Genomic DNA, 23,839 nt, shown 5'->3' with positions numbered 1-23,839 from the left:
TGACGCGGGCGCCGGGCCGGGCGTTGCCCACCGTCCGGACACGGTTTGATCACATACGAGGAGTTACAGGTCGCGGCCGGAGCGGATGGCCGACAGCCAGGCGGACGCCTCGGCGAAGTCGTCGTCGTGGGTGCCGCGGCGGATCTCCGGGCGCACCCTGTCGGCGCGCGGGTAGCTGCCGAGGAAGCGGATGTCGGCGCAGACGCGGCGCAGGCCGATGAGCGCCTCGCCGACCCGGGCGTCCGCGACGTGGCCCTCGCAGTCGATCCAGAAGCGGTAGCGGCCGAAGCCGTCTCCGGTCGGGCGCGACTGGATCAGGGTCAGGTTGACGCCGCGCACCGCGAACTCGGTGAGGAACTCCAGCAGCGCGCCGGGGTGGTCGTCGGTGAGGTACGCCATCAGGGAGGTGCGGTCGGCGCCGGTCGGGGCGTCGGGCGGGCCGGGGCGGCGTACGAGCACGAACCTCGTGACCGCGCCGGAGTGGTCGGCGATGCCCTCGGCGGCGGCGACGAGGCCGTAGCGCCGCCCGGCGATGGGGGCGGCGATCGCCGCGTCGAAGCTCGAGGTCGGGTCGGAGACCTCCATGGCGGCGCCGGCGGTGGAGGTGCCGGTCGACACGTCGGCCTCCGGCAGGGTCGCGGCGAGCCACTTGCGGCACTGGGCGTAGGCATGCGGGTGGGTGCAGATCCGCTTGATGTCGCCCAGCCCCGTGCCGGGGCGCACGAGCAGGGAGAACTCCACGGGGATCAGGACCTCACCCGCGATGATCAGCGCGTCGCCGTCGGCGAGGTCGTCGACCGTCGTGGTGACCGGGCCCTCGACGGAGTTCTCCAGGGGGACCATCGCGGCGTCGGCGTCGCCACGGCGTACGGCGTCGAGGGCCGCCGGGACGGTGGCGAACGGCTCACGGGACGCCTCGGCCGCCTCGGGCAACGTGAGAAGGGCCGCCTCGGTGAAGGTGCCCTCGGGCCCGAAATAGGCGAACCGCGTGCCGGCCACGGCACTGTGACGTGGGTCGATCACGAAAGTTCCCCTCTGCCCTGATCCGGTCCGGTGCGATTTCAGGTTACGGGCTGCCATGGACCGGCAGGGCCGTTATGAGGGGGAAGAGGGCTGTCCGTTGACGCGGACGTCGAGCCGCTCGTCGAGCCGGATGGCCGGACCCCGGCCGAGCCGGGCGGCGCGGACGACGTGGTCCTCCTCCGGAGACAGCACCTGCTGGCTGCGCCCGCCCTGGATCACCCGGGCGTACGTGCGGGCCTCGGTGCGGCCGTTGATCGAGGTGAGCACGATGCCGTCGCCCAGGGCGTTGAGCATCGCCACGGAGAAGGACAGCCCGGCGGAGGACTCCTTCAGCGCGTCGTAGTGCACGATCGCGACGTCGCGGACGGCGCGGTTGTCGCCGGCGCCGGAGGTCACCTGGAGTTGACGCCGCATCATCTCCGCGCACTCCTCGAACGCCTGCACCGCGCGCTTGCGCGCGGTCAGACCCGCGTAGAGGCCCAGGCCGCCGAGGATGATGCCGATCAATGCCAGAGTGATGTGGATCACGAATTGAGCGTACCCACCCTGGGCTCATTACGCGAGGTGTCCGGGCCGTCACTTTGCGAATCAATGGGGTACCGGCGAATCCGCCACAAGACGACCAAGAGCACCACCGCCCCCAGGCCGTACGCGTCCTGGACGATCCGGCCGGCGAACCGGGGCCCGATGTGGTGCGCCAGCATGGTGATCCCCCACCAGGGCACCTCCAGCACGTAGAAGAGCCAGACGCCGGCGGCGAGCGCGATGCGGCGCAGGCCGCGTCCGTCCCCGACGATCGCGCCGAGGACCATGACCAGCCACGCGAGGTGGTGGATCCAGGAGACCGGCGACACCAGCACGGCGATCAGCCCGGTGATCGCGATGCCGCGGATCTCGTCGCCGTCCCGCCAGGCGGCGCGGGCGGCGTGGAAGCCGATGTAGGCGACGATCGCGACGCAGACCAGCCAGATCAGCGACGTCACGGCGTCCGGCCAGTACAGGCGCAGCAGCATGCCGCGGATCGACTGGTTGGTGGTGCCGTTGTTGGAGCCGAGCCGATCGCTGTCGAACAGCGCGCGGAACCAGTAGTCGGCCGAGTCGGCGGGCAGGACGAGGAAGGTCAGGAGCGTCGCCGCCACGGCCGCGACGGCGGCGTGAATCGCCTCGCGCCGCCGGCCGGTGATCAGGAAGTAGAGCACGAACACCCCGGGCACCAGCTTGATCGCGGTGGCCAGCCCGACCAGGACGCCGCGCGGCCAGCGGGTGCGCGCGGGGGCGACGTCCGCCACGCACATGGCCACGAGCATGATGTCGACCTGCCCGAACCGCACCTGGTCCCGCAGCGGCATGGCGTACGCGCAGAGCGCGACGAGCACCCCGACCATGATCGGCGCCCACGGCCGGATCCGGCCGAGCAGCCGGGCGAAGGAGTACCGCACGACCAGGGTCATGGCGACGAAGATCAATGCCGTCCACAGCCACTGGGCGACGGTCCACGGGACCAGGGCGAGCGGCACGGCCAGCAGCACCGCGAACGTCGGGTAGGTGAACGGGAGGAGCTGCGGCGGCTGGGTCAGGAAGTCATAGACCGGAGCCCCGCGCAGCACGGCCTGCCCGCCCGAGCGGTAGACGTCCAGATCGACGAGCCGCTGATCAGGCTGGTTCGTCAGCCAGTGCAGGACGAGGGGCGCGACCGCGACGGCGGCGATGGCGAACGCCACTGTGACGATCACCGCCCCGCGTATCGTCCTTCGTTCACCCATGTGTCCATCCTGTCCCGCGTCCGCGACTAGCCTGGGGACGTCCCAGACATGGAGGTGATCGTGGCACAGCCGCGCAATGCGGGACGTCGCCACAGAAAAGGTGCAGCGGTCGCGTTGCTCCTTCTCACGACCGTGGCGTTGGCTCTCCTGCCCGCCATGGCACCGGCGGCGTCGGCGAGCGCCCCGCCCAGCGGCCACGTCGTGCTGATCGGCGTGCCCGGGCTCCAGTGGGGCGACATCAACGCTACCGCCACGCCGAACCTCGCCAGGCTCGCCACGCAGGGCTCCGCCGCCGCCCTGTCGGTCAAGACGGTCGGCCCGCACACGTGCCCGATCGACGGCTGGCTCACGGTCTCCGCGGGACAGAGATCACAGCTTCGCCACGGCAGCTGCGGCCTGCCGCCGGCGCCCGAGGGCAGCGCCGTCCCCGGATTCGCCGCCATGCGCGACGACAATGCACACAACAAATACAAGTCGCGCGTCGGCCTGCTCGGCGACGCGGTGCACCGCGCCGGCGGCTGCACGATGGCGGTCGGTCCGGGCGCGGTCCTCGGCGCCGCCGACAGCGCCGGCCGGGTCGACGGATACGTCCCCTCGACCGAGCAGATCCCGGCCGACGGGCTCTCCCGGTGCGCGCTCACCGTGGTCGACGTCGACGACGTCGTCCACGCCTACATCGACGCCGGCGTGGACGTGAACGGCCACCAGGCGAACGTGACGGCCAAGAAGCGCGCGGCGGCGGTGAAGACCGCCGACGACCAGATCGGCCAGGCGCTGACCACCCTGCCGCCGAACACCACCGTGCTGGTCGCGGGCCTGTCCGACGCCAACGTCATCGCCCACCTGCGGGTCGCGATCGCCAGTGGCCCCGGGTACTCCTCCCGCTACCTGACCGCCGACTCCACCCGGACCGGCGGCCTGGTCACGCTGACCGACGTCACCGCGACGATCCTGCACTCCCTCGGCCTGAAGCAGCCGAGCGACGCGGTCGGCACGCGGTGGCGCGACGGCGGCGCCAAGCCGCACTCCGTCGCCACGCTCGCCGACCGGCTGAACGACAAGGACGTCCAGGCGCAGGTCTACCGGGGCGTCCTGTCGTCCTTTTACCTCGCGCTCGTGATCGTGCAGGTGGCCCTGTACGCGTTCGGGCTGTTCGCCCTCAGGCGCAAACAGCGCCGCCTCCTGACGGCGGCCCGGGTCGCCGCGCTGGCGGGCGCCGCGCTGCCCGCGGCGACGTTCCTCGCCAACGTGATCCCGTGGTGGTCCTCCGGGCACCCGGCGGTCGTCATGGTCACCGGCGTGCTCGTCTCCATCGCCGTGATCACCGCCGTCGCCCTCGCCGGGCCGTGGCGCCGTTCGATCACCGGCGCGGGTGCCGTCGTCGGCGCCGTGACGGCCCTGGTGCTGACGCTCGACGTGCTCACCGGCAGCCACCTGCAGACGTGCAGCATGCTCGGGTACACGCCGGTGGTCGCCGGCCGCTTCTACGGCTTCGGCAACATCCCGTGGGCCCTGTGGGTGACCGGCCTGATCATCGTGACCGGGGCGGTGGCCGGATGGCTGCTGGGCTCGGGCCGCCGGGCCGCGGCGACGGCGGTCGTGATCGGCGCCGGGGTGCTGGGCCTGGTGATCGACGGCGCGCCGTTCGCCGGTGCCGACTTCGGCGGCATCATCGCGATCTTCCCCGGGTTCGCCGTGTTCGCCCTGATGATCGCGGGCCGGCGGATCCGGCTGTCGCGGCTGCTGGCGGTGCTGGCCGTGGGGGCGGTCGTGGTGCTGGGCGTGGCGTTCCTCGACTCGTTGCGGGCCGAGCCCACCCACATCGGGGAGTTCTGGAAGAGCCTGATGAACGGGGACGGCGGCACGGTCGTGTTCCGCAAGTTCCGCGGCATGGTCGGCACCTTCGTCAACTGGGAGCTGACGCTCATCGCGGTGGCCGCCGTAGCCTTCCTGATCTTCGCGCTGCTGCGCCCGACGGCCCTGCGCGCCGCCGTGCTGCAGACCGCCTACGAGCGGGCGCCCGCGCTGCGGCCGACGCTCGTCGCCGCGCTGGTCACGGCGGGGGCCGGCATGCTGGTCAACGACTCCGGGGTGGCGATCCCGGCGCTGGCGTTCACCGTGGCGATCCCGCTGGCGCTCGCGGCGAGCATCCAGGCGATTGGGCCCGAGGAGACCAGCGCGCCGCCGCCGCGATCAGAGCGATCAGAGTCAGCGTCAGCGCCCAAGGCGTGACCTGGGCCCGTACGACCGTGACGAGCCAGTCGAGGTCGTGCGGCAACCCGGCGTGCCGGGGGTCCCGGGCGGGCAGGTAGGCCAGGGCCAGCACGCCGGTGCGCACCAGCAGCAGCCCGTCGAACCGCGACCAGGCCAGCAGCGCGACCGTCGCCCAGCCGAGCCCGTCGTACCAGGGCAGGGCGTACGGGGCGGCGAACAGCCAGGCCAGCGAGAGCGCGGCGGCGACGCGGAACGTCTCGTCGCCGACCGGGTCGGCCAGGCCGCCGACGTGCGGCCGGGGCAGTGCGCGCAGCAGCAGCACGAGGAGCACGAGCGTCAGCAGCACCGAGCCGAGCCGTACGCCCGAGCGTGGCATGGTGACCAGCAGGCCACCGCCCGTGCCGGCCAGCAGGTGCCAGGGCGTGGCCAGCGACACCGACTTGGAGGCCCGGCCGAGCTGGTCGAGCGAGTGCGGGCCCGCCATGAGGTAGGCCAGGCCGGTGACGGCCGCCGCGGAGGCGCACAAGGCCGCGGCGCGCGCCACGGTCGGCCCCAGGCCGGTGCGGTGCCCGGTCTCGCCGGTGCCGCGCGCGCGCCACCACTCGCTCACGAGCACCAGGAGCGGACCGCCGCCCGCGATGGCGACATTGATCTTGATCGCGGCGCCCGCCCCGATGAGGACGCCCGCGGACACGCAGCGGCTCAGGCCACGGCCGTCGCCCGGCCGGGGCCGCAGCGGATCGGGCATCCCGAAGACCACCAGCCCGGCCACCGCGAACGCGATCGCCAGCACATCGTTGTGGGCGCCGCCGACGAGCTCGAAGAGCAGCAGCGGGTTGGCGATCCAGAGCAGGACGGCACGGAGCTCGCGGGCGGGGTCGCCGCGTACGGTCCGGTAGAGCAGCAGGCCGACGGCCACGAAGGCGAGCGCGTTGGTCAGCGACATGACGAACACGGTCAGCCGCACCGACGCGCCGCCGACCAGCGAGGCGAACGTCTGCTGGGCGGTGGCGATCGGCCCGTACACGGTCGGGGTGTCGCGCCAGTCCTGCACGGCGCGGGCGACCGGGTCGGCGGGCAGGCTCCGCGCGGTCGTGACGTACGGGTCGTTGCCGGTGACGGCCATCCGCCCGTACGCGGCGTAGTTGAGGTGGTCGGCGGAGCCGACCGGCGGCATCAGCGCGAACGCCCCGGCGGCGATGATGCCGGCGGCCAGCAGCAGGCGCGGCCGGAAGATCCAGCCGCGGCGTGCCGCGAGCGCGCACAGGGCCACGCCGGCGACGGAGAGGACGACGCCGGCGACGGTGAGACCGATGACGAGGTACGGGGAGGGGTGGACGACCAGGGAGTACGGGGGCTGGCCGGCGCCGCCGGGCAGGGCGGGCTCCATGACGGAGGGGCCGAGCAGGGCGACGAGCAGGAAGCACGTCAGGCCGGCGGCGCTCAGGCCCAGCCCGGCCGGGCCGCGGCGGTCACGGCGCGCCGTGGGGACGCCGGGCCGGTGCGGCGGCGCGGCGGAGGCCTCTCCCGTACGGCTCGGGGACGGACGATCCAGTGAGCCGAAACGGTCCGCGGGCTCCCCGGGCCGATGCGGCGGCACGGCGGCCACCTCTCCCATACGGCTCGGCGACGAACGATCCAGTGAGCCAAAACGGTCCGCGGGCTCCCCGGACCGGTGCGGCGGCACGGCGGCCACCTCTCCCGTACGGCTGGTGAGCGGACGGTCCGGTGGGGCGGAGCGGTCCGCGGGTTCGCCAGCCGGTGATTCCGGCTCGGCGGAGACCGCGGGCGGGGTGGTGCCGGCGGGTGGGGGCAGGTCAGCGTCCGGCACGGCGCAGGCGGTCCCGTTGCCTGGCCACGGCCGGCTCGCGGGCCGCCAGGGCGCGCCCGACGTCGCGGAACTGGCGGGCGCGGTGCAGCTGGGCGCGCCAGTCGGTGCCGGTGGCGCGGTGCGCGAGCGGCACCTCGACCTCGGTGATCCGGAAGCCCTTGCGCAGCAGGTCGACGGTGAGGCCGGTCTCGACGCCGAAGCCCGGCGCGAGCGGCAGGGCCGCCTCGAAGGCCGCGCGGGTCATGCATCGCTGGCCGTTGAGCGGCTGGGACGCCGACCAGCCGGTGAGCCGCTTGATGCCGTCGCGCGACAGGCGTACGACGAAGCCGTGTCCGCCGAGCTTGACCAGCTCGGTGAAGACCGCGATGGTCATGTCGGCGGACCCGTCGCGTACCGGCTCGACGAGCGGGCCGGCCTGCTTGGCGGTCTCGCCCAGGTCGGCGTCCAGGAAGAGCAGGTGACGCGGCACGTCGCCGTCGAGAAGACGCACGGCGGACGCGCCGGTCTCCATGGCCGCGGCCTTGCCGCGGTTGCGCGAGTGCCGGACGACCTTCGCGCCCCCGCCCTCGGCGATCCGCGCCGTCGCGTCCGTGGATCCGTCGTCCACGACGACCACCAGGTCGACGCCCGGTAGTGTCGCGGCGGCCTCCACGGTCGCGCCGATGCGGTCCTGCTCGTCCTTGGCCGAGATGATCACGGCCGTGTCGGCCTGGATGTCCGCCTGCATGATGGCGATGGTAGTGGCGGCTACGTCCGTCCGAAGGCAGGTACGGCATCGTGCACGGAGAACACCGTGTCAAGGCCGGTGACCTGGAGAATCCTGCGGACCGCCGAACGCGGCGCGGCGAGTTCGAGCGAACCACCGTGCTCACGCATGCGTTTCATGGCCGAGAGCAGGACGTTCATGCCGGTCGAGTCGCAGAACTCGACCCCGCTGAGGTCCACGACGAGCCGGCTGACTCCGTCGCGCACGAGCGCGGCCAGCTCCGTTTGCAATCTAGGTGCCGTATAGAGATCGACCTCGCCGTAGACCGAGACGACGGCGTGACCTCCCTGAGATGCAGTCGAGATCTTTAGCTCCACGAGCCGCACACTAGCGTCCCCTGCTCGGGGGAACCAGAGGCGAGCCAGATTAGGGACTGTCCGTTGCCCGGCGGTGGGGTGTCCTTTGCCTGAACGCTGCGCAGTTTTCCGCATTTAACCCGACATTTATAAATTGTTCCGACGCAGGTCAGGGCACATCTAGATCATCTCTGCTCCGGGGACCCGATGTGCGGGATTTCGCCCACCGGCGCGTCGCGCTTAAGGGAAGCTAGATGCCGTGGGTAATGGCGATGCGGGCCCGTCGCGCGCCGCGCGGAAGGCGGGGCGGGCACGGTGACCGGCGGCAGGCTCGACGATCCGCGGCGCGCCCGGCTGCGCGAGCGCCTGGAGATCATCCGGACCCGTTCCCAGAAGTCCACTTCGTGGCGGTCCGTCACGCATTACTTCTCGGGGCTGATCAACCGCGAGGGCGTCGTGCCGGTGAAGGCCCGGCTCTCGCGCGAGGACCTGCGGTTCCTCGCCTCCGCCCGCGACGAGGTGATCGCCTTCGCCGACCTGGGCCTGCGGCTGCTCGACCTGCACCAGCCGCGCGACGCGGGCGGCATCTCCAGCGACCCGGCCAGCCCGATCCGCCGCTGCCGGGCATGCATGTGGCGCTGGCCGTGCCCGACCATTCGCGCCGTCGAGGAGTCGGTGGGCCGGCCGCCCGGCACCTGAGCAGGCGGCCGGCCCGGTGTGGATCAGCCGTCGCGGCCCTGGCGGACGCCGATCTGCGCGTCCCGGCCGGTGACGCCGAGCGTGCCGGCGCCCCAGCCCTGCGAGCCGGTGGCGGTGACGCCCGAGGCGGTGCCGCCCAGGTAGGTCACCGCGCCGTCGGTGCCGTTCTCCTTCGGGGAGCCGCCGATCACGTCGGCGTAGCCGTCCTTGTTGACGTCGGTCAGGTTGACCGTCCAGCCGAGCTCGTCATCGGCCTCGGCCGCACCGGGCACCCCGGCCGTGTCCTGCGAGACCGCCTGCGAGGCGGTGCCGGTCAGGCCGGACGCGCCGCCGTACAGCAGGAAGAACTCGCCCGCGTGCGACTGCGACGTGACGGTCTTGTACGGCGCGCCGACCGCCAGGTCGGCCTTGCCGTCCTTGTTCACGTCACCGGCCGCCACCGAGTAGCCGAACCGGTCGCCGGCCACGGCCGTCTCCGGCACGTTGTCGCTGTCCTGCGTGAGCGTGGTCGTCGTGCCGAGGGTGACGTCGGCGTCGCCCTTGTAGACCTTCACGTGGCCGCCGACGCCTTCACTCTCGTCGGCGCCGCCGACCGCGATGTCGCCGTACCCGTCACCGTCGAAGTCGCCCACGGCGACACTGTTGAGGCTGGTGGCCGCCGTGTTCGCGTGGGACAGGCCCGTGTCGGTGAAGTTGTGCCACACGTCGAACCCGGAGGTCGGCGCCACGGTCTGCTGCCAGCCGAGGACCAGGTCGGGCTTCCCGTCGCCGTCGACGTCACCGGCCGCCAGGATGAACCCGGTGGTGGTGCTGTCCGCGGCGGCCGCCGTCGCGGCCTTCTTGCCCTTGCGGACCGTCTGGGCGTGGGGGGCGGGCGGCAACGCCCGCCCGGGCGGGGTGGTGGTGCTCTTGGCCGCGACGGCCGGCGGACCCGGGTTGTGGAACGGGTAGAACGCGTTGATGCCGGGCACTCCGTCCACCCAGTCGGTGTGGCCGTCACCGTCGAAGTCGGCCGCGACCAGCGAGTAGCCGAACCGGTGGTCCGCGCCGGGGCTGTCGGGTTCGTTGAGGGCCTGTGAGTCGCTGCCGGTCAGCCCGGACGACGAGCCCCACAGGATCGTCTCCGAACCGGCGTTGGAGCCCGCGGTGGTGTCCTCGTCCGGCGCGCCGACGATCAGGTCGGCGTACCCGTCCTCGTCGTAGTCGAAGGACGTGAGTGAGAACCCGAAGTGGTCGGCCTTTTCCGCGACGCCCGGCACACCGGCGGTGTCCTGCGAGATGACCTGCTTCTTGGCGGTGTTCGGCCCGGACGCCGAGCCGTACACGATCGTCACGAAGCCCGCGGTCGTGAGGCTGCCGACGGTGCCGTAGGGGCTGCCCAGCGCCAGGTCGGGGTACCCGTCGCCGTTGAAGTCGTACGGCTTCGCCCCGGCCGGCGCGGCCTTCACCGCGGCCTGTGCCGTGCTCGGAGCGGCGGACGCGTGAGCCGTGCCGGCCACGCCCGCCGCGCCCAGTGCGGTGACCGCGGTGACGGCCAGCGCGCGCGAGAAAACGCGTACTTTCACCAAACCTCCTCAGATTGCCGCTCGCGATGGCGAGTGGCGATCAAGAAGACGTTGGAGGTATCTGGCGGGTTTACTGGTTGAAAATGGCCGAAATCGGACGCCCTGCCGCCGAGTGCTCCGAACCCGGCGGCAGGACCCGGTCCGTCGTCAGCCGATCCGGCCGATGACGCGTCCGAGCTGGGCGCCCTTGCCGGAGACACCGACCGTCCCCGCGCCGAAGGTCGCGGAGCCGGTTCCGGTCACGCCGGAGGTTCCGCCCTTGAGCACGCTCACGCAGCCGTCGAGGGAGTTCTCCCCCGAGGCCCCGGCGATCAGGTCGGCGTAGCCGTCACCCGTGATGTCCAGCAGGCTCACCCCGGTGCCGAACGCGTCGTCGGTCTCGGCCGAGCCCGGAACGCCGGAGGTGCTCTGCGAGACCGCCTGCGAACCGGTGCCGGTCAGCCCGTCGGTCCCGCCGTACAGCACGATGGCCTCGCCGGCCCGCGCCGCGCCGCTGACGGTGCGTCCGGGCACGCCGACCGCGAGGTCGGCCTTGCCGTCCTTGTTCACGTCCCCGGCCGACAGCGACGTGCCGAACTTGTCGCCCAGCGCGGTGGCGCCCGGCACCCCGGCGGTCTCCTGGTTGACCAGGTACGAGGCGTCCATGGCGACGTCGGCGCCGCCCGGGAAGACCACCAGGTGGCTGTGCGCGCGCCCGCTGTCGTCGGCCGCGCCGGCGGCGACGTCCGCGTAACCGTCGCCGTTGAAGTCGCCCGCCGCGAGCCCGTCGAGCTTGGTGAGCACCTCCTTCGCCGGGTCCTGGGAGACGGCGGAGATGTCGGTCCACACGTCGAAGCCGTACTGGTACTTGGCCTCCGCCTTGGAGTTGCGCCAGCCCACGATCAGGTCGAGGCGGCCGTCGCCGTTGACGTCACCGCCGACCGGGACCAGGGCGTCGAGCGTGGTCGCGGCCGCCGCGTGGATCCCCTTCTGGGAACCGCGCACCGGCCGCCCCTTGGCCGCCGGACGGAACGTCCGCGCCGCGGCGGCGGCGCGCAGGTTCTGCGACGACGTGGTGAACGTCCAGAAGTAGGCGTCGCCGGGCGAGGTGTCCACCCAGTCGGTCAGACCGTCACCGTCGAAGTCTCCCGTGGTCACCGAGAAACCGAACCGGTGGTTCGCGCCGGCGTTCGACGGCTCGGCCATGGTCTGCGAGCCGGTGCCGGTCAGCCCCGACTTGCTGCCCCACAGGATCGTCTCGGACCCGGCGTTCGTGCCGGCGGTCGTGTCCTCGTCCGGGGTGCCCACGAGCAGGTCCGCGTACCCGTCCCGGTCGTAGTCCAGGGACGCAAGGGAGTACCCGAAGTGGTCGGTCTTCTCGGCGGCCCCCGGCACGCCGCTGGTGTTCTGGCTGATGACCTGCTTCTTCGCGGTGTTCGCGCCCGACGTCGAGCCGTACACGATCGTCACGAAGCCCGCGCTCGTCAGGCTCCCGACCTTGCCGTACGGGTCGCCGAGCGCCAGGTCGGCGTAGCCGTCGCCGTTGAAGTCGTACGGCTTGGCCCCCGTCGCCGCCGCCTTCACCGTCGTCGCCCGCACCGTCGTGCCGGCCGAGACGACGGACGCGTGCGCCACGCCGGTCGTTCCCGCCGCCCCCAACGCGGTGACCGCCGCGGCGGCCAACGCTCGCGAGAAAACGCTGCTTCTCACTCAAGCCCTCCTAAGGCCTCGCCGCGCGCGATGGCGCGCGGCTTACAAAGGACGTCGGAGGTTTCAAGTCGGTTTACGCCCGTACGCAGGTGGTTCGCGTTCTTACGGAAGTGCTACGGCATACCTCCGTCGCGGGACGCCGCCCGGACCGGGTGGTTAGCGTGCGGCCATGCGTGTACTCGTGACCGGCTCCTCCGGCTTCATCGGCTCCCACGTCGTGGACGCGCTGCGGGACGGCGGCCATGACGTGCGCACTCTCGACCTGCGCTCGGGCCAGGACGTACGCGACGAGGCCACCGTCTCCGGTCGGCTCGACGGGGTCGACGTGGTCTGCCACCAGGCGGCCAAGGTCGGGCTGGGCGTGGACGTCTCCGACCTGCCCGGCTACGCGTCCGCGAACGTCGTGGGCACTGCCGTGCTGCTCGCCGCGATGGCGCGGGCGAACTGCCGGCGGCTCGTGCTGGCCTCGTCGATGGTGGTGTACGGGGAGGGCGCCTACGACTGCGCCGCGCACGGCCGCGCACGGCCCGGGCCGCGCGACGAGGCCGACCTGGCCGCCGGACGGTTCGCGCCCCGCTGCCCGTCGTGCGGCGCGGCGCTGACGCCGGGCACGGTCGGTGAGGACGCGCCGGCCGATCCGCGCAACGCCTACGCCGACACCAAGCTCGCCCAGGAGCACCTCGCCGCGTCGTGGGCGCGCGCGACGGGAGGCTCGGTGACCGCGCTGCGCTACCACAACGTGTACGGCCCGCGGATGCCGCGCGACACCCCGTATGCCGGTGTCGCCGCGATCTTCCGGTCCCGTCTCGAACGCGGAGAGGCGCCGCGGGTCTTCGAGGACGGCGGCCAGCGGCGCGACTTCGTGCACGTACGCGACGTGGCGCGGGCCAACGTGCTGGCGCTGTCGGCCGCGCCGTACGCCGCCGGCGCCCTGCGGGCGTACAACGTGGCGAGCGGCGAGCCGCACACGATCGAGGAGATGGCGATCGCCCTGGCCAAGGCGTACGGCGGCCCACAGCCGGTGGTGACCGGGGAGTACCGGCTCGGGGACGTCCGGCACATCGTCGCGGCACCGGAGCGCGCCGCGGCCGAGCTGGGGTTCCGCGCCTCGATCTCCTTCGCCGACGGGATGGCGGAGTTCGCAGAGGACAGGACCTGACCTGAACGGGGTGTCCACTGGCGGGCATGAGCGACGACATTCGCCCGTACCGCGTGGACGTCCCCCAGGCCGACCTCGACGACCTGAACGACCGGCTGGCCCGTACGCGCTGGCCGGACGAGTTGCCCGGCGCGGGCTGGTCGTACGGCGTGCCGCTCGCGCGGGTGCGGGAGCTGGCCGAGTATTGGCGCACCGGCTACGACTGGCGTGCGCACGAAGCCCGGCTCAACACGTTTCCGCAGTTCACCACCGTCATCGACGGTGAGCGCATCCACTTCCTGCACGTACGGTCGCCCGAGCCGGCGGCGATGCCGCTGATCCTGAGCCATGGCTGGCCGAGCACGGTCGCGGACTTCCTCGACCTCATCGGCCCGCTGTCCGACCCGGCCGCGCACGGCGGCGATCCGGCGGACGCGTTCGAAATCGTGGTGCCCTCGCTGCCGGGCTACGGGTTCTCCGGGCCGACGCGGTCGGCGGGCTGGGACGTGACGCGTGTCGCGCGGGCGTGGGCGGAGCTGATGCGCCGGCTGGGCCATGAGCGGTACGGCGCTCAGGGCGGCGACTGGGGCGCCCGGATCTCCCCTCAGCTGGCGCGAGTCGCCCCGTCACAGGTGGTCGGCGTGCACGCGAACGCGCTCACCGCCCTGCCGTCGGGTGATCCCGATGAGCTGACCGGCCTGACGGAGGCCGAGCGGGAACGGCTGGCCGGGCTGGCCCGCTGGAAGGACGAGCGGTCCGGCTACGCGGCGATCCAGAGCACCCGGCCGCAGACCCTCGCGTACGGGCTGGCGGACTCACCGGCCGGGCAGCTCGGCTGGTACACGGAATGGTTCGACGACTACGGCGACGCCGTGGGCTCGATCGACCGGGACGCGATCCTGACGAACGTGACGGTCTACTGGCTGACGGGGACGGCCGGCTCGGCGGCACGGCTGTACCGGGAGAGCGCCGCCTCCTGGGGGCGGCCGGAGCCGTCGAAGGTGCCGCTGGGCGTGGCGGTCTTCCCCGGTGACTCGACCATCCGCCGCCTGGCCGAACGCGACCACGAGGTGGTGCACTGGTCGGAGTTCGACCGGGGCGGGCACTTCGCCGCGCTGCAGGCGCCCGACCTGCTCATCGAGGACGTCCGGGCGTTCTTCCGCCCGCTCCGCTGACCTCCGGCCGTGCCACGGGTCAGTCCGTGACGTCCCGCGTCACGGTGGCGACGGCGATCGCGTGCCCTCCGGGTCGAGTCCGTTGACCGGTTCGTCCAGGACGAGCACCTCCGGGTCGCCGAGCAGCGCCGCCGCGGCCGTCAAGCGTCAGCGGAGGCGGCGGTAGCCGACGTGGACGCCGGGGGTGAGCTGCTGCTGGTCGGCGATGCGCCGGAGCAGGCCGATCAGCTGCTGGTGTTCGTCCGGAGAGAGCGCCTGACAGACGTCCTCTTCGTGCGCCCTGGCCACGGTGCGGAGACGGGCCAGGAGCTCCATGCCCTCGTCGGTGAGGCGCAGGGCGTGGACGCGGCGGTCGCCGGGCTTCCTGCGCCGCTCGATCAGGCCGCGTTCCTGCAGGCCGTCGGCGAACGGCACGAAGCGGCTCGGCGGCATCCCCAGCATGTCGGCGAGCTCACGCTGGCTGTGGCCGGGGGCCTGGGCCAGCAGGCGCAGCAGGCCCGCCTGCGCCGGGGTCAGATCCAGCTCCGCGACCCGGTCCGCGAACCGCTGAGCCGCGTGGGCGCCGAGCTGGGCCAGCAGGAAGGCCGCGCCGCCCCTGGACGCCGGATGCTCGTTCTCGCGCTCCGTACTCATGCGAACATCATACACATTTGACAATCGTTCCAATCTGTAATCATTATCAGATGTATACCGATTGGAAGGAGCAACCCATGACCGGCACCACCACCTCACGGCGGTCGACGGGCTCCGGGCGCCGGCCGCAGACCGGGCCGCCACTGCTCGCCCCCGTCGTGGCCATCGCGGTGACGACCGTCGCCTACACCGTCGTGAACCGGGACACTCCGCACCCCGACGCCTCGGGCGCGGCCGTCCTGCACTACGCGCGGACGCACGAGACGACCGCCGAGCTCGGCGCGCTTTTGCTGCTGGCCTCCGCCGTGCCGCTGGCGCTGGGCGCCGCGGTGCTGTACCGGCGGCTGCGGGCCCTGGGCATCACCGCGCCGGGCTCGGCGATCACCCTGGTCGGCGGAGTGCTGGCGTCGGTCGCGCTGGCGCTCAGCTCGATCTTCGGCTGGACCGGTGGACGGCTGCCGGCCGACGCCCCGCCGGCTCTGGCCCGCGCTCTGGCCGACCTGTCGTTCCTGTCCGGTGGCCCGCTCTACGCGGTGACATTCGCCCTGCTCATCGCCGGAATCTCGGTGACGGGCCTGCTGGCCGGCCTGCTTCCGCGCGGCGTGACCTGGACCGGGCTGCCGCTGGCCGTCATCGGCATGGTGTCCCTGCTGACCCTGGTGGCCTCGGACTTCGGCTACCTCCTGCCGGTCGTCCGCTTCGGCGGCGTCATCTGGCTGGTGTCCGTCGCGGCCCTGCTGCCTCGGACCCGGCACCGTACCCAGCCCCAGAACCAGTGATCAGGAGTCATTCCGCGATGTCCAGCAGCTATTCGGACCTGAACGGTCGTGTCGTCCTCATCACCGGCGGATCGCGCGGCATCGGCGCGCGGACGGCGCGGGAGTTCGCGGCGCAGGGCGCCAAGGTGACCGCGGTCGGCCGGGACCGCGCGGCCCTCGACTCGGTCGTCGCCGACATCACCGGCAGGGGCGGTACGGCGATCGCCGTCGTCGCCGACGTCACCGACTCCGCCGCCCTTCAGGACGCTCGCCGGCGGACCGAGGACGAACTCGGCCCGGTGGACGTACTGGCCGCGTTCGCCGGCGGGCAGGGCTTCCCCGTGCCCTCCACGGAGCTGACCGAGGAGCGCTGGCGTCAGGTCCTCGACTCCGACCTGACCTCGGCGTTCCTCACCATCCGCACGTTCCTGCCCGGCATGGTCGAACGCGGCCGAGGGTCGATCATCACCATGTCCTCGGCCGCGGGACGGCAGCCCAGCCGGGCCAACCTCGCGTACGGCGTGGCCAACGCCGGCCTGGTCATGCTGACCCGCCACCTGGCCACCGAGGTCGGGCCGCACGGCGTCCGCGTCAACGCCATCGCCCCCTCGGCCATCGCCACCGAGAAGGTCCTGGCCGGCATGCCTCCCGAGACGCAGGACAAGGTCGCCGGCACGCACCCGCTCCGGCGGCTGGGAACTCCCGAGGACGTGGCGCGGACCGCGCTCTTCCTGGCCTCCGACGCCACCTCCTGGCTCACCGGCGTCACCGTCGACGTCGCCGGCGGCCGCATCACCAACTGACCGCCTTGGACCACAATCGTCGCGTGGTGACGACGCGCCTGGCGGAGAGCACGGATCACGCCGACGCGGTCGCCGTGTGGCGCGCGGCCAACACCGCGCGCGGGCGGCCGCCGGAGGCCACGCGGGTCGACCGGGTACGGGCCAAGCTCGGTGAGCCGGACGCCATCGTGATCGTGGCGGTCGCGTCCGGGCGGGTGCGCGGCATGCTCCTGGCCGAGCCCGGCCGGGACCGCGACGGGCGGGGGCCGCGGGTGGCCGGGCTGTGCCACATCTCCATGGTGTTCGTGCATCCCGGCTGGCAGGGGCGTGGCGTCGGCCGGCTGCTCCTGGAGCGGCTGCGCACGCACGTGGCCGCGCTCGGCGGCACGCGCCTGCAGGTGTGGACCGGCGCGGGCAACGAACGGGCGCGGCGGCTGTACCGACGTGCCGGGTTCGCGCCGAGCGGCCGGCTCGCGTCGCTCGGGCCGACGCGGCCCATCGAGCAGTTCACGCTCGACCTCTAGAGGGGGAGGCGGATGACGAAGCGGCAGCCGGTGCCGGCATTCGACACGCCGATCTCGCCGTCGTGCGCCTCGACGATGCCACGGGCGATGGCCAGGCCCAGGCCCGCGCCGCCGCCCGGCGTACGGGCCGCCTCGCCGCGGAAGGCCACGTCGAACAGCCGGGGCAGATCCTGTTCGGGGATGCCGCCGCACGCGTCGGACACGGTCACGCACGCCATGCCCCGCTCGACTCCGGCGACGACCTCGACGCCGCCGTCCTCCGGGGTGTGGCGGATGGCGTTCACGACGAGGTTGCGCAGGGCACGGCCGAGTTCGGCCGCGTCGGCCTCGACCGGGAGGATCTCGTGGGCCAGGCCGCTGAGCCGTACGCCCTTGGCTCGGGCGAGCGGCTCCGTACCGGCCACGGTGTCGGAGACCAGCTCGGCCAGGCCGACGCGCCGCCGGGACAGGCGGAGCGCGCCCGCGTGGATCCGGGACAGCTCGAACAGGTCGTCCACCATCGCGGCCAGCCGGTCCGCCTCGGCGCGGATCTGGGCGTGGTACCGGCGTACCGTCTCGGCGTCGGCGACGACCCCGTCCTCGAGCGCCTCGGCCATGGCCCGCAGCCCGGCCAGCGGCGTACGCAGGTCGTGGCTGACCCAGGCGACCAGCTCCCGGCGGCTGGCCTCCAAAGTGCGCTCGCGCGCGCGGGCGGTCTCCAGGCGCGCGTAGGCGGCGGACAGCTCGGCTGCGAGTTCGTCCAGCTCGGCCGGCAGCGTACGGTCCGGCGGGACGAAACGTCCGTCGTCACCGGCGCGGCGCACGGAGCCGAGCAGGGCCCGGGTGCCCGCGATCAGCCGGTGGCCGAGCACCAGCGACACGCCCAGCCCGACGAGGCCGGCGATGGCCGTGACGGTCAGGGTCACCGACCGGTCGTGGTCGGTGATCAGCATCTTCAGGGTGATCGTGACGATGCCGGCGACGGTCGCCAGCACGGTCGCCGCCGAGACGACGGCCAGCAGGGTCGTGATCGAGCGGGCGCGCAGGGCGTACAGCAGGCCGACGCCGACACCGCCCGCGACCAGCGCGGCCCCGGCGGCGTACGCGACGACCTCGGCGAACGCGTGGAAAGGGATCATGTCGTGGGCTCATAGCGGTAGCCGACGCCCCAAACGGTCAGGATGCGCCGGGGGACGGTGGAATCGTTCTCGATCTTCTCGCGCAGGCGACGCACGTGGACGGTCACCGTCGACGAGTCGCCGAACTCCCAGCCCCAGACCTTCTCCAGCAGCTCAGCGCGGGTGAAGGCCTGCCGCGGATGCCGCATGAGGAAGGCGAGGAGGTCGAACTCCCGTACGGTGAGCGAGATCGCCCGGCCGCCGATGCGCACCTCGTGCGCGGCGGAGTCGACGGTGAGGTCGCCGTCGTGGATCGTCTCGCCGGTCGGGGCCAGGGCGCCGCGCGCCCGGCGGAGCACCGACCGTACGCGAAGGGCCAGCTCGCGGGGGCTGAACGGTTTGGTGACGTAGTCGTCCGCGCCGGTCTCCAGCCCGACGAGGCGGTCGGTCTCCTCCCCGAGCGCGCTCAGCATGACGATCGGCACGGGGCGGCGTTCCCGCAGCCGGCGGCAGACCTCCAGCCCGTCGATGCCGGGCAGCATGAGGTCGAGGACGACCAGGTCGGGATCGGTCTCGGCGGCGACGCGCAGCGCGGCGTACCCGTCGGCGACACAGTCGACGTCGTACCCGTCGCGCATGAGGTAGCGGGCGACGACCTCGGCGACGGTCGGGTCGTCGTCGACGACCAGGATGCGTCCGGTGTTCACCATGGCGACCTCACCAGTGCCTGGATCAGGAGGGCGGTGACGGCCTGAAGGAGCAGCGCTCGCCGGGCGGGAGGCCGGTGGACGGCGGCCGCCGCCGTCAACCATGCAGCGTACGGCAGCCAGATCCGCTCCACCTCGCCGCGCGTGACCCCGGACAGGTCGAGCGCGAGCACGCCGAGCAGCGTCGCGGCCGTCAGGACCCCGAACGCGCCTCCGCGGCGCAGCACGTACGGGAGCGCACCGGCGGCCATGGGGCCGATGATCAGTGCGAGGACGGCCAGATCCCCGACGAGGAAGTAGGCGTAGGGCCGTTCCGACCCGGCGCCCGCGGCCCAGGCGGCGTGGGTGGCGGCCACGCCGTCCCACCAGAGGAACCCGCCCAGCGTGAAGGCGAGCGGAACGACGGCACAGCCGAGGACGAAGGTGACCACGACCGCGCGCCGCGGCCGGGTGAGAAGGAACACCGCGAGCGGCAGGGCGAGAATCGTGACGAGGCCGTAGTTGAGGTACGGCAGGGAGCCGGTCACGATCCCACCGACGGACACGACCACCAACCGCCACGCGAGGCTGCCCTGACGCGGACGGAACGCGGCGGGCAGCCGCTCGCGCGCCGGCCTGCCCAGACGCGTGCGGGACGCGGCCGGGAACCGCTCCCGTGCCAGCCTGCCCAGACGCGTGCCGGACGCGGCCGGGAACCGCTCCCGTGCCAGCCTGCCCAGACGCGGACGGAACACTGCGGGCAGCCGCTCGCGCGCGGGGCCGGGTGCCTGCGCGTCGACCGCGCCGTCCCGAGCGGTTCGTGCCGTGGATCGCCCGTGGACGCCGGCCCACTGAAGGACAGTTATCCACAGCCTGTGGAATGCCTTGTGCCCAACATCCACAGGGCTTGATGATTGAAGTGGGATGGTCCCCCAGGGCGGGTGGGGCGTGTCCTCTCCGGCGGGGGCGGTCGCTTCGGCGGTCAAGGCGACGGCCCACGCTGCCGCGCCTAGGAAAAGGGCGTCCATGCTGGTCGCGAGGCATATCACCGTGGGGGCGAGCACCAGGAAGGGCAGGGCGCGGCGGGCGGTCTCCTCGTCGGCCAGAGTACGGATCGTCATGGCGATCGCGGCGGTCGACGACGTGCCGACCGCGATCACCAGGGCGGCGGCCCAGCCCGGCTCGTTGAGTCCTGTCCACCGCAGTATCCACAGGATCAGGTCCGGCAGCGGTGGATGACCCTTGACGTGTGTCGGGTACTCCTGGAGGTGGCGGGTGAAGCCGCGCAGCCAGGACAGCGGGTGGTCGCCCATCGCGGGCAGGCCGGCGAGATACTCCGTCGGTGCGGTCAGCGGGCGGCTCACGCCGTCGGGCCATTGGAGGACCACGGCCCAGAACGCGGACGCGAGCCAGGCGACGGTCAGGAGCGGCCGCCAGCGCAGCCGCCGGACGGCCGCGGGCAGCACGGCCACCCCGGCCAACGCGACCACGGCCGCCGGAACGAGCGGGCCGATCAGCAGGCGCGCGGAGGCGTGCAGCGGCGGCACCGGGTCCACGGGGAGCTTCCCGGCCGCTCGCAACGCGGCTCCCACCCCGAAGACGACGGCGACGAAGCCCGCCCAGACGACCGCCCCGACCGCCGCCCGGCGGTACGCCGGGTATCCCGGCTGTCCCGGCAGGACGGCGTCTTCCCTCAAGACCGCCACCGCGCCGCCCTCGTGTACTCCGCCGCTTCCGCGGTCCGCGCCACCTCGACCACTTCCCCCGCCTTGACCGGTCCCGCCGACCTCGCCCGCTCCGCCGCTTCGAGGGGTCCCACCGGTCCCTCGACCAGTCCCGCCGACCTCGCCGTTTCCGCCAGCTCCGCCGCTTCGAGCGGTCCCTCGGCCGCTTCCCCCATCCCGGCCGACCTCGCTGATGCCGCTCGGCTCGGCATCCCGGGGTCTCCGGATGGGGGCGCGGGGCCACGGGTGGCGCCTTCGGAAGGTGGCGGCTGGTAGCGGGACACGCCTCGACACTAGGGCTGACCAGCCCGTACAGGCCTGATACGTCATCACTCCGTAAGGGTTTGCGGCGAAGGGCGCGTCATCGCTTCGTAAGCACCCGCACGGTGACCGGCTGTGACGCGACGTCATCATCCTGTAAGGGTCGGAGGAGGGTCCGCGGGCCTAGCGTCCCTCACATGATCGATGTCGTACTGCCCTGCCTCGATGAGGCGACGGCACTGCCCTGGGTGCTCGGCCGCATGCCGGCCGGATATCGCCCCATCGTGGTGGACAACGGGTCCACCGACGGCTCGCCGGACGTCGCCGCCGCGTGCGGTGCCCGCGTCGTGCACGAGCCGCAACGGGGATTCGGTGCCGCCTGTCACGCGGGGCTGCTCGCCGCCACCGGCGACATCGTCTGCTTCATGGACGCCGACGCCTCGCTCGACCCCGCCGAGCTGCCGAAGGTCACCGGCCTTCTCGCCGGTGCCGCGCTCGGGCTCGGTCGCCGGCGGCCCACGGCTCGTGGCGCCTGGCCGCCGCACGCCCGTCTCGGCAACGCGCTCATCGCCCGCCGGTTCGGGTTGCGGGACATCGGCCCGATGCGGGCGGCGTACCGCGAGCGGCTGCTGGGCCTGGAACTGACCGACCGGCGCTCCGGCTACCCGCTGGAGATGGTGCTGCGGGCCGCGGGGAACGGCTGGCGCATCGCCGAGACCGACGTCGCCTACCACCCGCGTACGGGCCGGTCGAAGGTCACCGGAACGGTCCGCGGCACGCTCCAGGCGGTACGCGACATGCGCCGCGTGCTGGAGACGTCATGACGGAACAAGGCGACCCACGCGGCATCACGCTCATCGTCATCGCCAAGGAACCGGTGCCGGGCCGCGTGAAGACCCGGCTCACCCCGCCGTACACCTCGGAGCAGGCCGCGCTCATCGCCGAGGCCGCGCTCGCCGACACGCTCGACGCCGTCGCCGCCACCACCGCGACGCGTCGCGTGGTCGCGCTGGAGGGACGGCCCGGCGCGTGGCTGCCGCGCGGGTTCGAGGTCATCGCCCAGCGCGGCGCGGGGCTCGACGAACGGCTCGCGAACGCCTTCGCGGACGTCGGCGGTCCCGCCGTACTGATCGGCATGGACACACCGCAGGTGACACCCGCGATGCTCGCCGACGCGGGCCGGCGTCTCAGCGCCGGCGACGCGGTGTACGGGCCCGCCGCCGACGGCGGGTTCTGGCTGCTCGGGCTGCGCGACCCCGACCCGCGCCGGCTGCGCGGCGTCCCGATGTCCCGTCCCGACACCGGCGCCCGTCAGCTCGAACGCCTGGACGGGCTCCGCGTCGCGACGCTCGGCACGCTGCGGGACGTCGACACGGCCGGTGACGCGGTACGGGTCGCCGCCCAGGCTCCCGGAACCCGCTTCGCCGCCGCCGTACGCGCGGGAGCACGATGATCGGCCACCTGTACGAGGGATCGCTCGCCGGCCTCGGCGAGGTGGCGATCGAACACGAGGACGGCCGTACGGAGCGGCTCCCGGTCGGCCAGTGGCGCGACGGGCGGCCCGGCGACGACGCCCTGCTCGACCGGTGCGAGGGACCGACGCTGGACATCGGGTCCGGTCCCGGGCGCCTCACCGTCGCCCTCGCCGAACGCGGGCTCCCCGCCCTCGGCATCGACGTCACCCCGTACGCCGTGGAGATGACCCGGGCCGCCGGCGGCATGGCGCTGCTCCGCGACGTCTTCGACCGGATCCCCGGCGCGGGGCGCTGGCGGACCGTCCTGCTCGCGGACGGGAACATCGGCATCGGCGGCGATCCGCCGATGCTCCTGCGACGCGTCGCGACGCTCCTCGACCGGACCGGGCGCGCCATCGTCGAGCTCGGCGACACGACCCGGACCGAACGGCTGCGGCTCCGCGACGGACGGCGGGCCGGGGACTGGTTCCGCTGGGCGCATCTCGACCCGGGAGCGGTCGGCGCGTGCGCCGGCGAGGCCGGGCTGACCGTGACGACCATCTGGACGGAGGCTGCGCGATGCTTCGCCGAGCTGACCCCCGACGCCTGATCCGCCGGATCGACGCCGAGTCCGAACGCCTGACCCGCCGGATCGCGACCGTCTTCACCAGCCGGCTCCACGACGAGCGGACCGCGGCCTGGCTGGGGGTGTGCCTCGGCGTCAGCTTCACCGTCGCGTTCGTCACCGGCCTGGTCAGCCACTTCATGCAGCATCCGCCGTCGTGGATGGTCTGGCCGTCGCGGCCGGTCGGGCTGTACCGGCTCACCCAGGGCGCCCACGTCATCTGCGGAATGGCCACCATCCCGCTCCTGCTCGCCAAGCTGTGGACGGTGTACCCGAAGCTGTGGCAGTGGCCGCCGATCCGCTCGGCGGCGCACGCGGCCCGGCGGGGCGTCGTCTTCCTCCTCGTCGGCGGATCACTGTTCCAGCTGGTCACCGGCCTGTTCAACGTCAACTACTGGTATCCGTTCCCGTTCTTCTTCACCGTGGCGCACTACTGGACGGCCTACGTCGTCTTCGGCGCGCTGCTCATCCACGCCGCCGACGAGTGGGCCAAGGTGCGGGGCCTGCGCCGGCCTCCGCCGCCGTACGGGCCGTCGCGGCGCGGTTTCCTCGCCACGGTCGCGGGAGCCTGCGGCCTCGTCGCGGTGACGACCGTCGGCGAGACGTTCACCCCGCTCGGCGACCTGGCGGTTCTCGCCCCCCGCCGGCCCGGCGCCGGCCCGCAGCGCCTTCCCGTCAACAAGACCGCGCTCGCGGCCGGCGTCACCCGCGGCACCGGCTGGCGGCTCACGGTCACCGGCGCCGTACGACGCGAACTCTCACTGAGTCTGGACGACCTGCGCGCGATGCCCCGGCACGTCGTACGGCTGCCGATCGCCTGCGTCGAAGGGTGGAGCGCCGAGGCCACCTGGGCCGGCGTACGGCTGAGGGACGTCCTGCGCGCGGCCGGCGTCGAGGACGACGTCCGCGTACGCGTCGAGTCGCTGGAGAAGGCGGGCCTCTACCGGACGTCGCAGGTCGACCCGCCCCACTGGCACGACCCGCTGACCCTCCTCGCGCTCGAGGTGAACGGCGAACCGCTCTCCCTCGACCACGGTTACCCCTGCCGGCTGATCGCGCCGGACCGGCCGGGTGTCATGCAGACGAAGTGGGTCGCGCGGCTGGAGGTGAGCCGATGACGCGCAGGGCGCTCTACG

Annotated in this window: 23 protein-coding genes and 1 pseudogene; 11 read left to right on the top strand and 13 right to left on the bottom strand. The window is 73.1% G+C overall.

Translation table 11 applies throughout. The features are described from left to right. Nucleotides 1-63 precede the first annotated feature (63 nt). From pheA to QSK37_RS33095, 3 genes are all read right to left on the bottom strand, one after another. On the bottom strand, nucleotides 64-1,023 hold the full coding sequence (pheA, locus tag QSK37_RS33105) for a prephenate dehydratase (protein ID WP_285577611.1): 960 nt from the start codon (nucleotides 1,021-1,023) through the stop codon (nucleotides 64-66). Nucleotides 1,024-1,095: 72 nt separating this feature from the next. Next, the gene (locus QSK37_RS33100) at nucleotides 1,096-1,551 is read right to left on the bottom strand and encodes a DUF4446 family protein (RefSeq protein ID WP_285577609.1); all 456 of its coding nucleotides are present in this window, start codon (nucleotides 1,549-1,551) and stop codon (nucleotides 1,096-1,098) included. Beyond that, the gene (locus QSK37_RS33095) at nucleotides 1,548-2,786 is read right to left on the bottom strand and encodes a glycosyltransferase 87 family protein (protein WP_285629175.1); all 1,239 of its coding nucleotides are present in this window, start codon (nucleotides 2,784-2,786) and stop codon (nucleotides 1,548-1,550) included. Before QSK37_RS33095 ends, QSK37_RS33100 begins: the two co-directional genes overlap by 4 nt. A 114-nt stretch (nucleotides 2,787-2,900) precedes the next feature. Here QSK37_RS33095 and QSK37_RS33090 point away from each other — a divergent pair, with 114 nt between their 5' ends. Beyond that, nucleotides 2,901-5,018: an alkaline phosphatase family protein gene (locus QSK37_RS33090; RefSeq protein WP_285629173.1), complete on the top strand. Its 2,118-nt coding sequence runs from the start codon at nucleotides 2,901-2,903 to the stop codon at nucleotides 5,016-5,018. On the opposite strand, the gene QSK37_RS33085 is transcribed toward QSK37_RS33090, so the two are convergent. The 3 genes from QSK37_RS33085 to QSK37_RS33075 form a co-directional block, all read right to left on the bottom strand. Continuing rightward, nucleotides 4,900-6,600 carry an MptA/MptB family glycosyltransferase gene (locus QSK37_RS33085; protein WP_285629171.1) on the bottom strand — a complete coding sequence of 567 codons (1,701 nt, stop codon included), beginning with the start codon at nucleotides 6,598-6,600 and terminating at the stop codon, nucleotides 4,900-4,902. The genes QSK37_RS33090 and QSK37_RS33085 overlap by 119 nt on opposite strands. A 217-nt stretch (nucleotides 6,601-6,817) precedes the next feature. Further along, nucleotides 6,818-7,558, bottom strand: a complete 741-nt coding sequence (locus QSK37_RS33080; protein WP_285577600.1) for a glycosyltransferase family 2 protein — start codon at nucleotides 7,556-7,558, stop codon at nucleotides 6,818-6,820. A 20-nt stretch (nucleotides 7,559-7,578) separates the two neighbouring features. Then, nucleotides 7,579-7,914 (bottom strand): STAS domain-containing protein, encoded by a 336-nt coding sequence (locus QSK37_RS33075; protein WP_285577871.1) that lies wholly within the window; start codon nucleotides 7,912-7,914, stop codon nucleotides 7,579-7,581. Between the two features lie 294 nt (nucleotides 7,915-8,208). Between QSK37_RS33075 and QSK37_RS33070 the strand changes: the two genes are divergently transcribed. Beyond that, nucleotides 8,209-8,592, top strand: a complete 384-nt coding sequence (locus tag QSK37_RS33070) for a hypothetical protein (protein ID WP_285577599.1) — start codon at nucleotides 8,209-8,211, stop codon at nucleotides 8,590-8,592. Nucleotides 8,593-8,615: 23 nt separating this feature from the next. Here the strand turns inward: QSK37_RS33070 and QSK37_RS33065 are convergent, their stop codons facing one another. Continuing rightward, a complete protein-coding gene (locus QSK37_RS33065) occupies nucleotides 8,616-10,157 on the bottom strand; it encodes an FG-GAP and VCBS repeat-containing protein (protein WP_285629169.1) in 1,542 nt (513 codons plus the stop codon). Nucleotides 10,158-10,304: 147 nt separating this feature from the next. Continuing rightward, nucleotides 10,305-11,846: an FG-GAP-like repeat-containing protein gene (locus tag QSK37_RS33060; protein WP_285629167.1), complete on the bottom strand. Its 1,542-nt coding sequence runs from the start codon at nucleotides 11,844-11,846 to the stop codon at nucleotides 10,305-10,307. A 169-nt stretch (nucleotides 11,847-12,015) separates the two neighbouring features. Between QSK37_RS33060 and QSK37_RS33055 the strand changes: the two genes are divergently transcribed. Both QSK37_RS33055 and QSK37_RS33050 read left to right on the top strand, forming a co-directional pair. Beyond that, nucleotides 12,016-13,005: an NAD-dependent epimerase/dehydratase family protein gene (locus QSK37_RS33055; RefSeq protein ID WP_285629165.1), complete on the top strand. Its 990-nt coding sequence runs from the start codon at nucleotides 12,016-12,018 to the stop codon at nucleotides 13,003-13,005. A 26-nt stretch (nucleotides 13,006-13,031) separates the two neighbouring features. Beyond that, complete coding sequence (locus QSK37_RS33050; protein ID WP_285629163.1) at nucleotides 13,032-14,159, top strand: epoxide hydrolase family protein; 1,128 nt, start codon at nucleotides 13,032-13,034, stop codon at nucleotides 14,157-14,159. Nucleotides 14,160-14,216: 57 nt separating this feature from the next. On the opposite strand, the pseudogene QSK37_RS33045 reads toward QSK37_RS33050, so the two are convergent. Together QSK37_RS33045 and QSK37_RS33040 are read right to left on the bottom strand one after the other, a co-directional pair. After that, nucleotides 14,217-14,306, bottom strand: a pseudogene (locus tag QSK37_RS33045) (ABC transporter ATP-binding protein); the annotation flags it as partial. Next, nucleotides 14,307-14,792 carry a MarR family winged helix-turn-helix transcriptional regulator gene (locus QSK37_RS33040; RefSeq protein WP_285629161.1) on the bottom strand — a complete coding sequence of 162 codons (486 nt, stop codon included), beginning with the start codon at nucleotides 14,790-14,792 and terminating at the stop codon, nucleotides 14,307-14,309. Nucleotides 14,793-14,869: 77 nt separating this feature from the next. On the opposite strand from QSK37_RS33040, the gene QSK37_RS33035 reads away from it, so the two are divergent. From QSK37_RS33035 to QSK37_RS33025, 3 genes are read left to right on the top strand one after another with little or no spacing between them, the layout of a single operon-like run. Next, on the top strand, nucleotides 14,870-15,571 hold the full coding sequence (locus QSK37_RS33035) for a hypothetical protein (protein ID WP_285629160.1): 702 nt from the start codon (nucleotides 14,870-14,872) through the stop codon (nucleotides 15,569-15,571). 17 nt (nucleotides 15,572-15,588) lie between these two features. Beyond that, on the top strand, nucleotides 15,589-16,353 hold the full coding sequence (locus QSK37_RS33030; RefSeq protein ID WP_285629159.1) for an SDR family NAD(P)-dependent oxidoreductase: 765 nt from the start codon (nucleotides 15,589-15,591) through the stop codon (nucleotides 16,351-16,353). A 23-nt stretch (nucleotides 16,354-16,376) separates the two neighbouring features. Continuing rightward, nucleotides 16,377-16,856: a GNAT family N-acetyltransferase gene (locus QSK37_RS33025; protein WP_285629156.1), complete on the top strand. Its 480-nt coding sequence runs from the start codon at nucleotides 16,377-16,379 to the stop codon at nucleotides 16,854-16,856. Here QSK37_RS33025 and QSK37_RS33020 read toward each other — a convergent pair. From QSK37_RS33020 to QSK37_RS33010, 3 genes are read right to left on the bottom strand one after another with little or no spacing between them, the layout of a single operon-like run. After that, complete coding sequence (locus tag QSK37_RS33020; RefSeq protein WP_285577581.1) at nucleotides 16,853-17,974, bottom strand: sensor histidine kinase; 1,122 nt, start codon at nucleotides 17,972-17,974, stop codon at nucleotides 16,853-16,855. The two genes, QSK37_RS33025 and QSK37_RS33020, sit on opposite strands and share 4 nt — an antisense overlap. Further along, a complete protein-coding gene (locus QSK37_RS33015) occupies nucleotides 17,971-18,663 on the bottom strand; it encodes a response regulator transcription factor (protein WP_285629154.1) in 693 nt (230 codons plus the stop codon). Before QSK37_RS33015 ends, QSK37_RS33020 begins: the two co-directional genes overlap by 4 nt. Then, complete coding sequence (locus QSK37_RS33010; protein ID WP_285629152.1) at nucleotides 18,657-20,336, bottom strand: hypothetical protein; 1,680 nt, start codon at nucleotides 20,334-20,336, stop codon at nucleotides 18,657-18,659. Before QSK37_RS33010 ends, QSK37_RS33015 begins: the two co-directional genes overlap by 7 nt. A gap of 485 nt (nucleotides 20,337-20,821) precedes the next feature. On the opposite strand from QSK37_RS33010, the gene QSK37_RS33005 reads away from it, so the two are divergent. The 4 genes from QSK37_RS33005 to QSK37_RS32990 are packed head-to-tail and all read left to right on the top strand — an operon-like array spanning nucleotide 20,822 to nucleotide 23,821. After that, entirely contained in the window at nucleotides 20,822-21,448 is a 627-nt protein-coding gene (locus QSK37_RS33005) for a glycosyltransferase family 2 protein (RefSeq protein WP_285629150.1), read from the top strand. After that, a complete protein-coding gene (locus QSK37_RS33000) occupies nucleotides 21,445-22,077 on the top strand; it encodes a TIGR04282 family arsenosugar biosynthesis glycosyltransferase (protein WP_285629148.1) in 633 nt (210 codons plus the stop codon). The genes QSK37_RS33005 and QSK37_RS33000 overlap by 4 nt, the downstream gene beginning before the upstream one ends. Then, nucleotides 22,074-22,688 (top strand): class I SAM-dependent methyltransferase, encoded by a 615-nt coding sequence (locus QSK37_RS32995; protein ID WP_285629146.1) that lies wholly within the window; start codon nucleotides 22,074-22,076, stop codon nucleotides 22,686-22,688. Before QSK37_RS33000 ends, QSK37_RS32995 begins: the two co-directional genes overlap by 4 nt. After that, nucleotides 22,658-23,821: a molybdopterin-dependent oxidoreductase gene (locus QSK37_RS32990; RefSeq protein ID WP_285629144.1), complete on the top strand. Its 1,164-nt coding sequence runs from the start codon at nucleotides 22,658-22,660 to the stop codon at nucleotides 23,819-23,821. Before QSK37_RS32995 ends, QSK37_RS32990 begins: the two co-directional genes overlap by 31 nt. Nucleotides 23,822-23,839 lie beyond the last annotated feature (18 nt).

This window comes from Actinoallomurus iriomotensis, assembly GCF_030269445.1.
Taxonomy (GTDB): domain Bacteria; phylum Actinomycetota; class Actinomycetes; order Streptosporangiales; family Streptosporangiaceae; genus Actinoallomurus; species Actinoallomurus iriomotensis.
The sequence above is the reverse complement of the archived record's forward strand: the minus strand, read 5'-3'. Positions and strand labels throughout refer to the sequence as shown.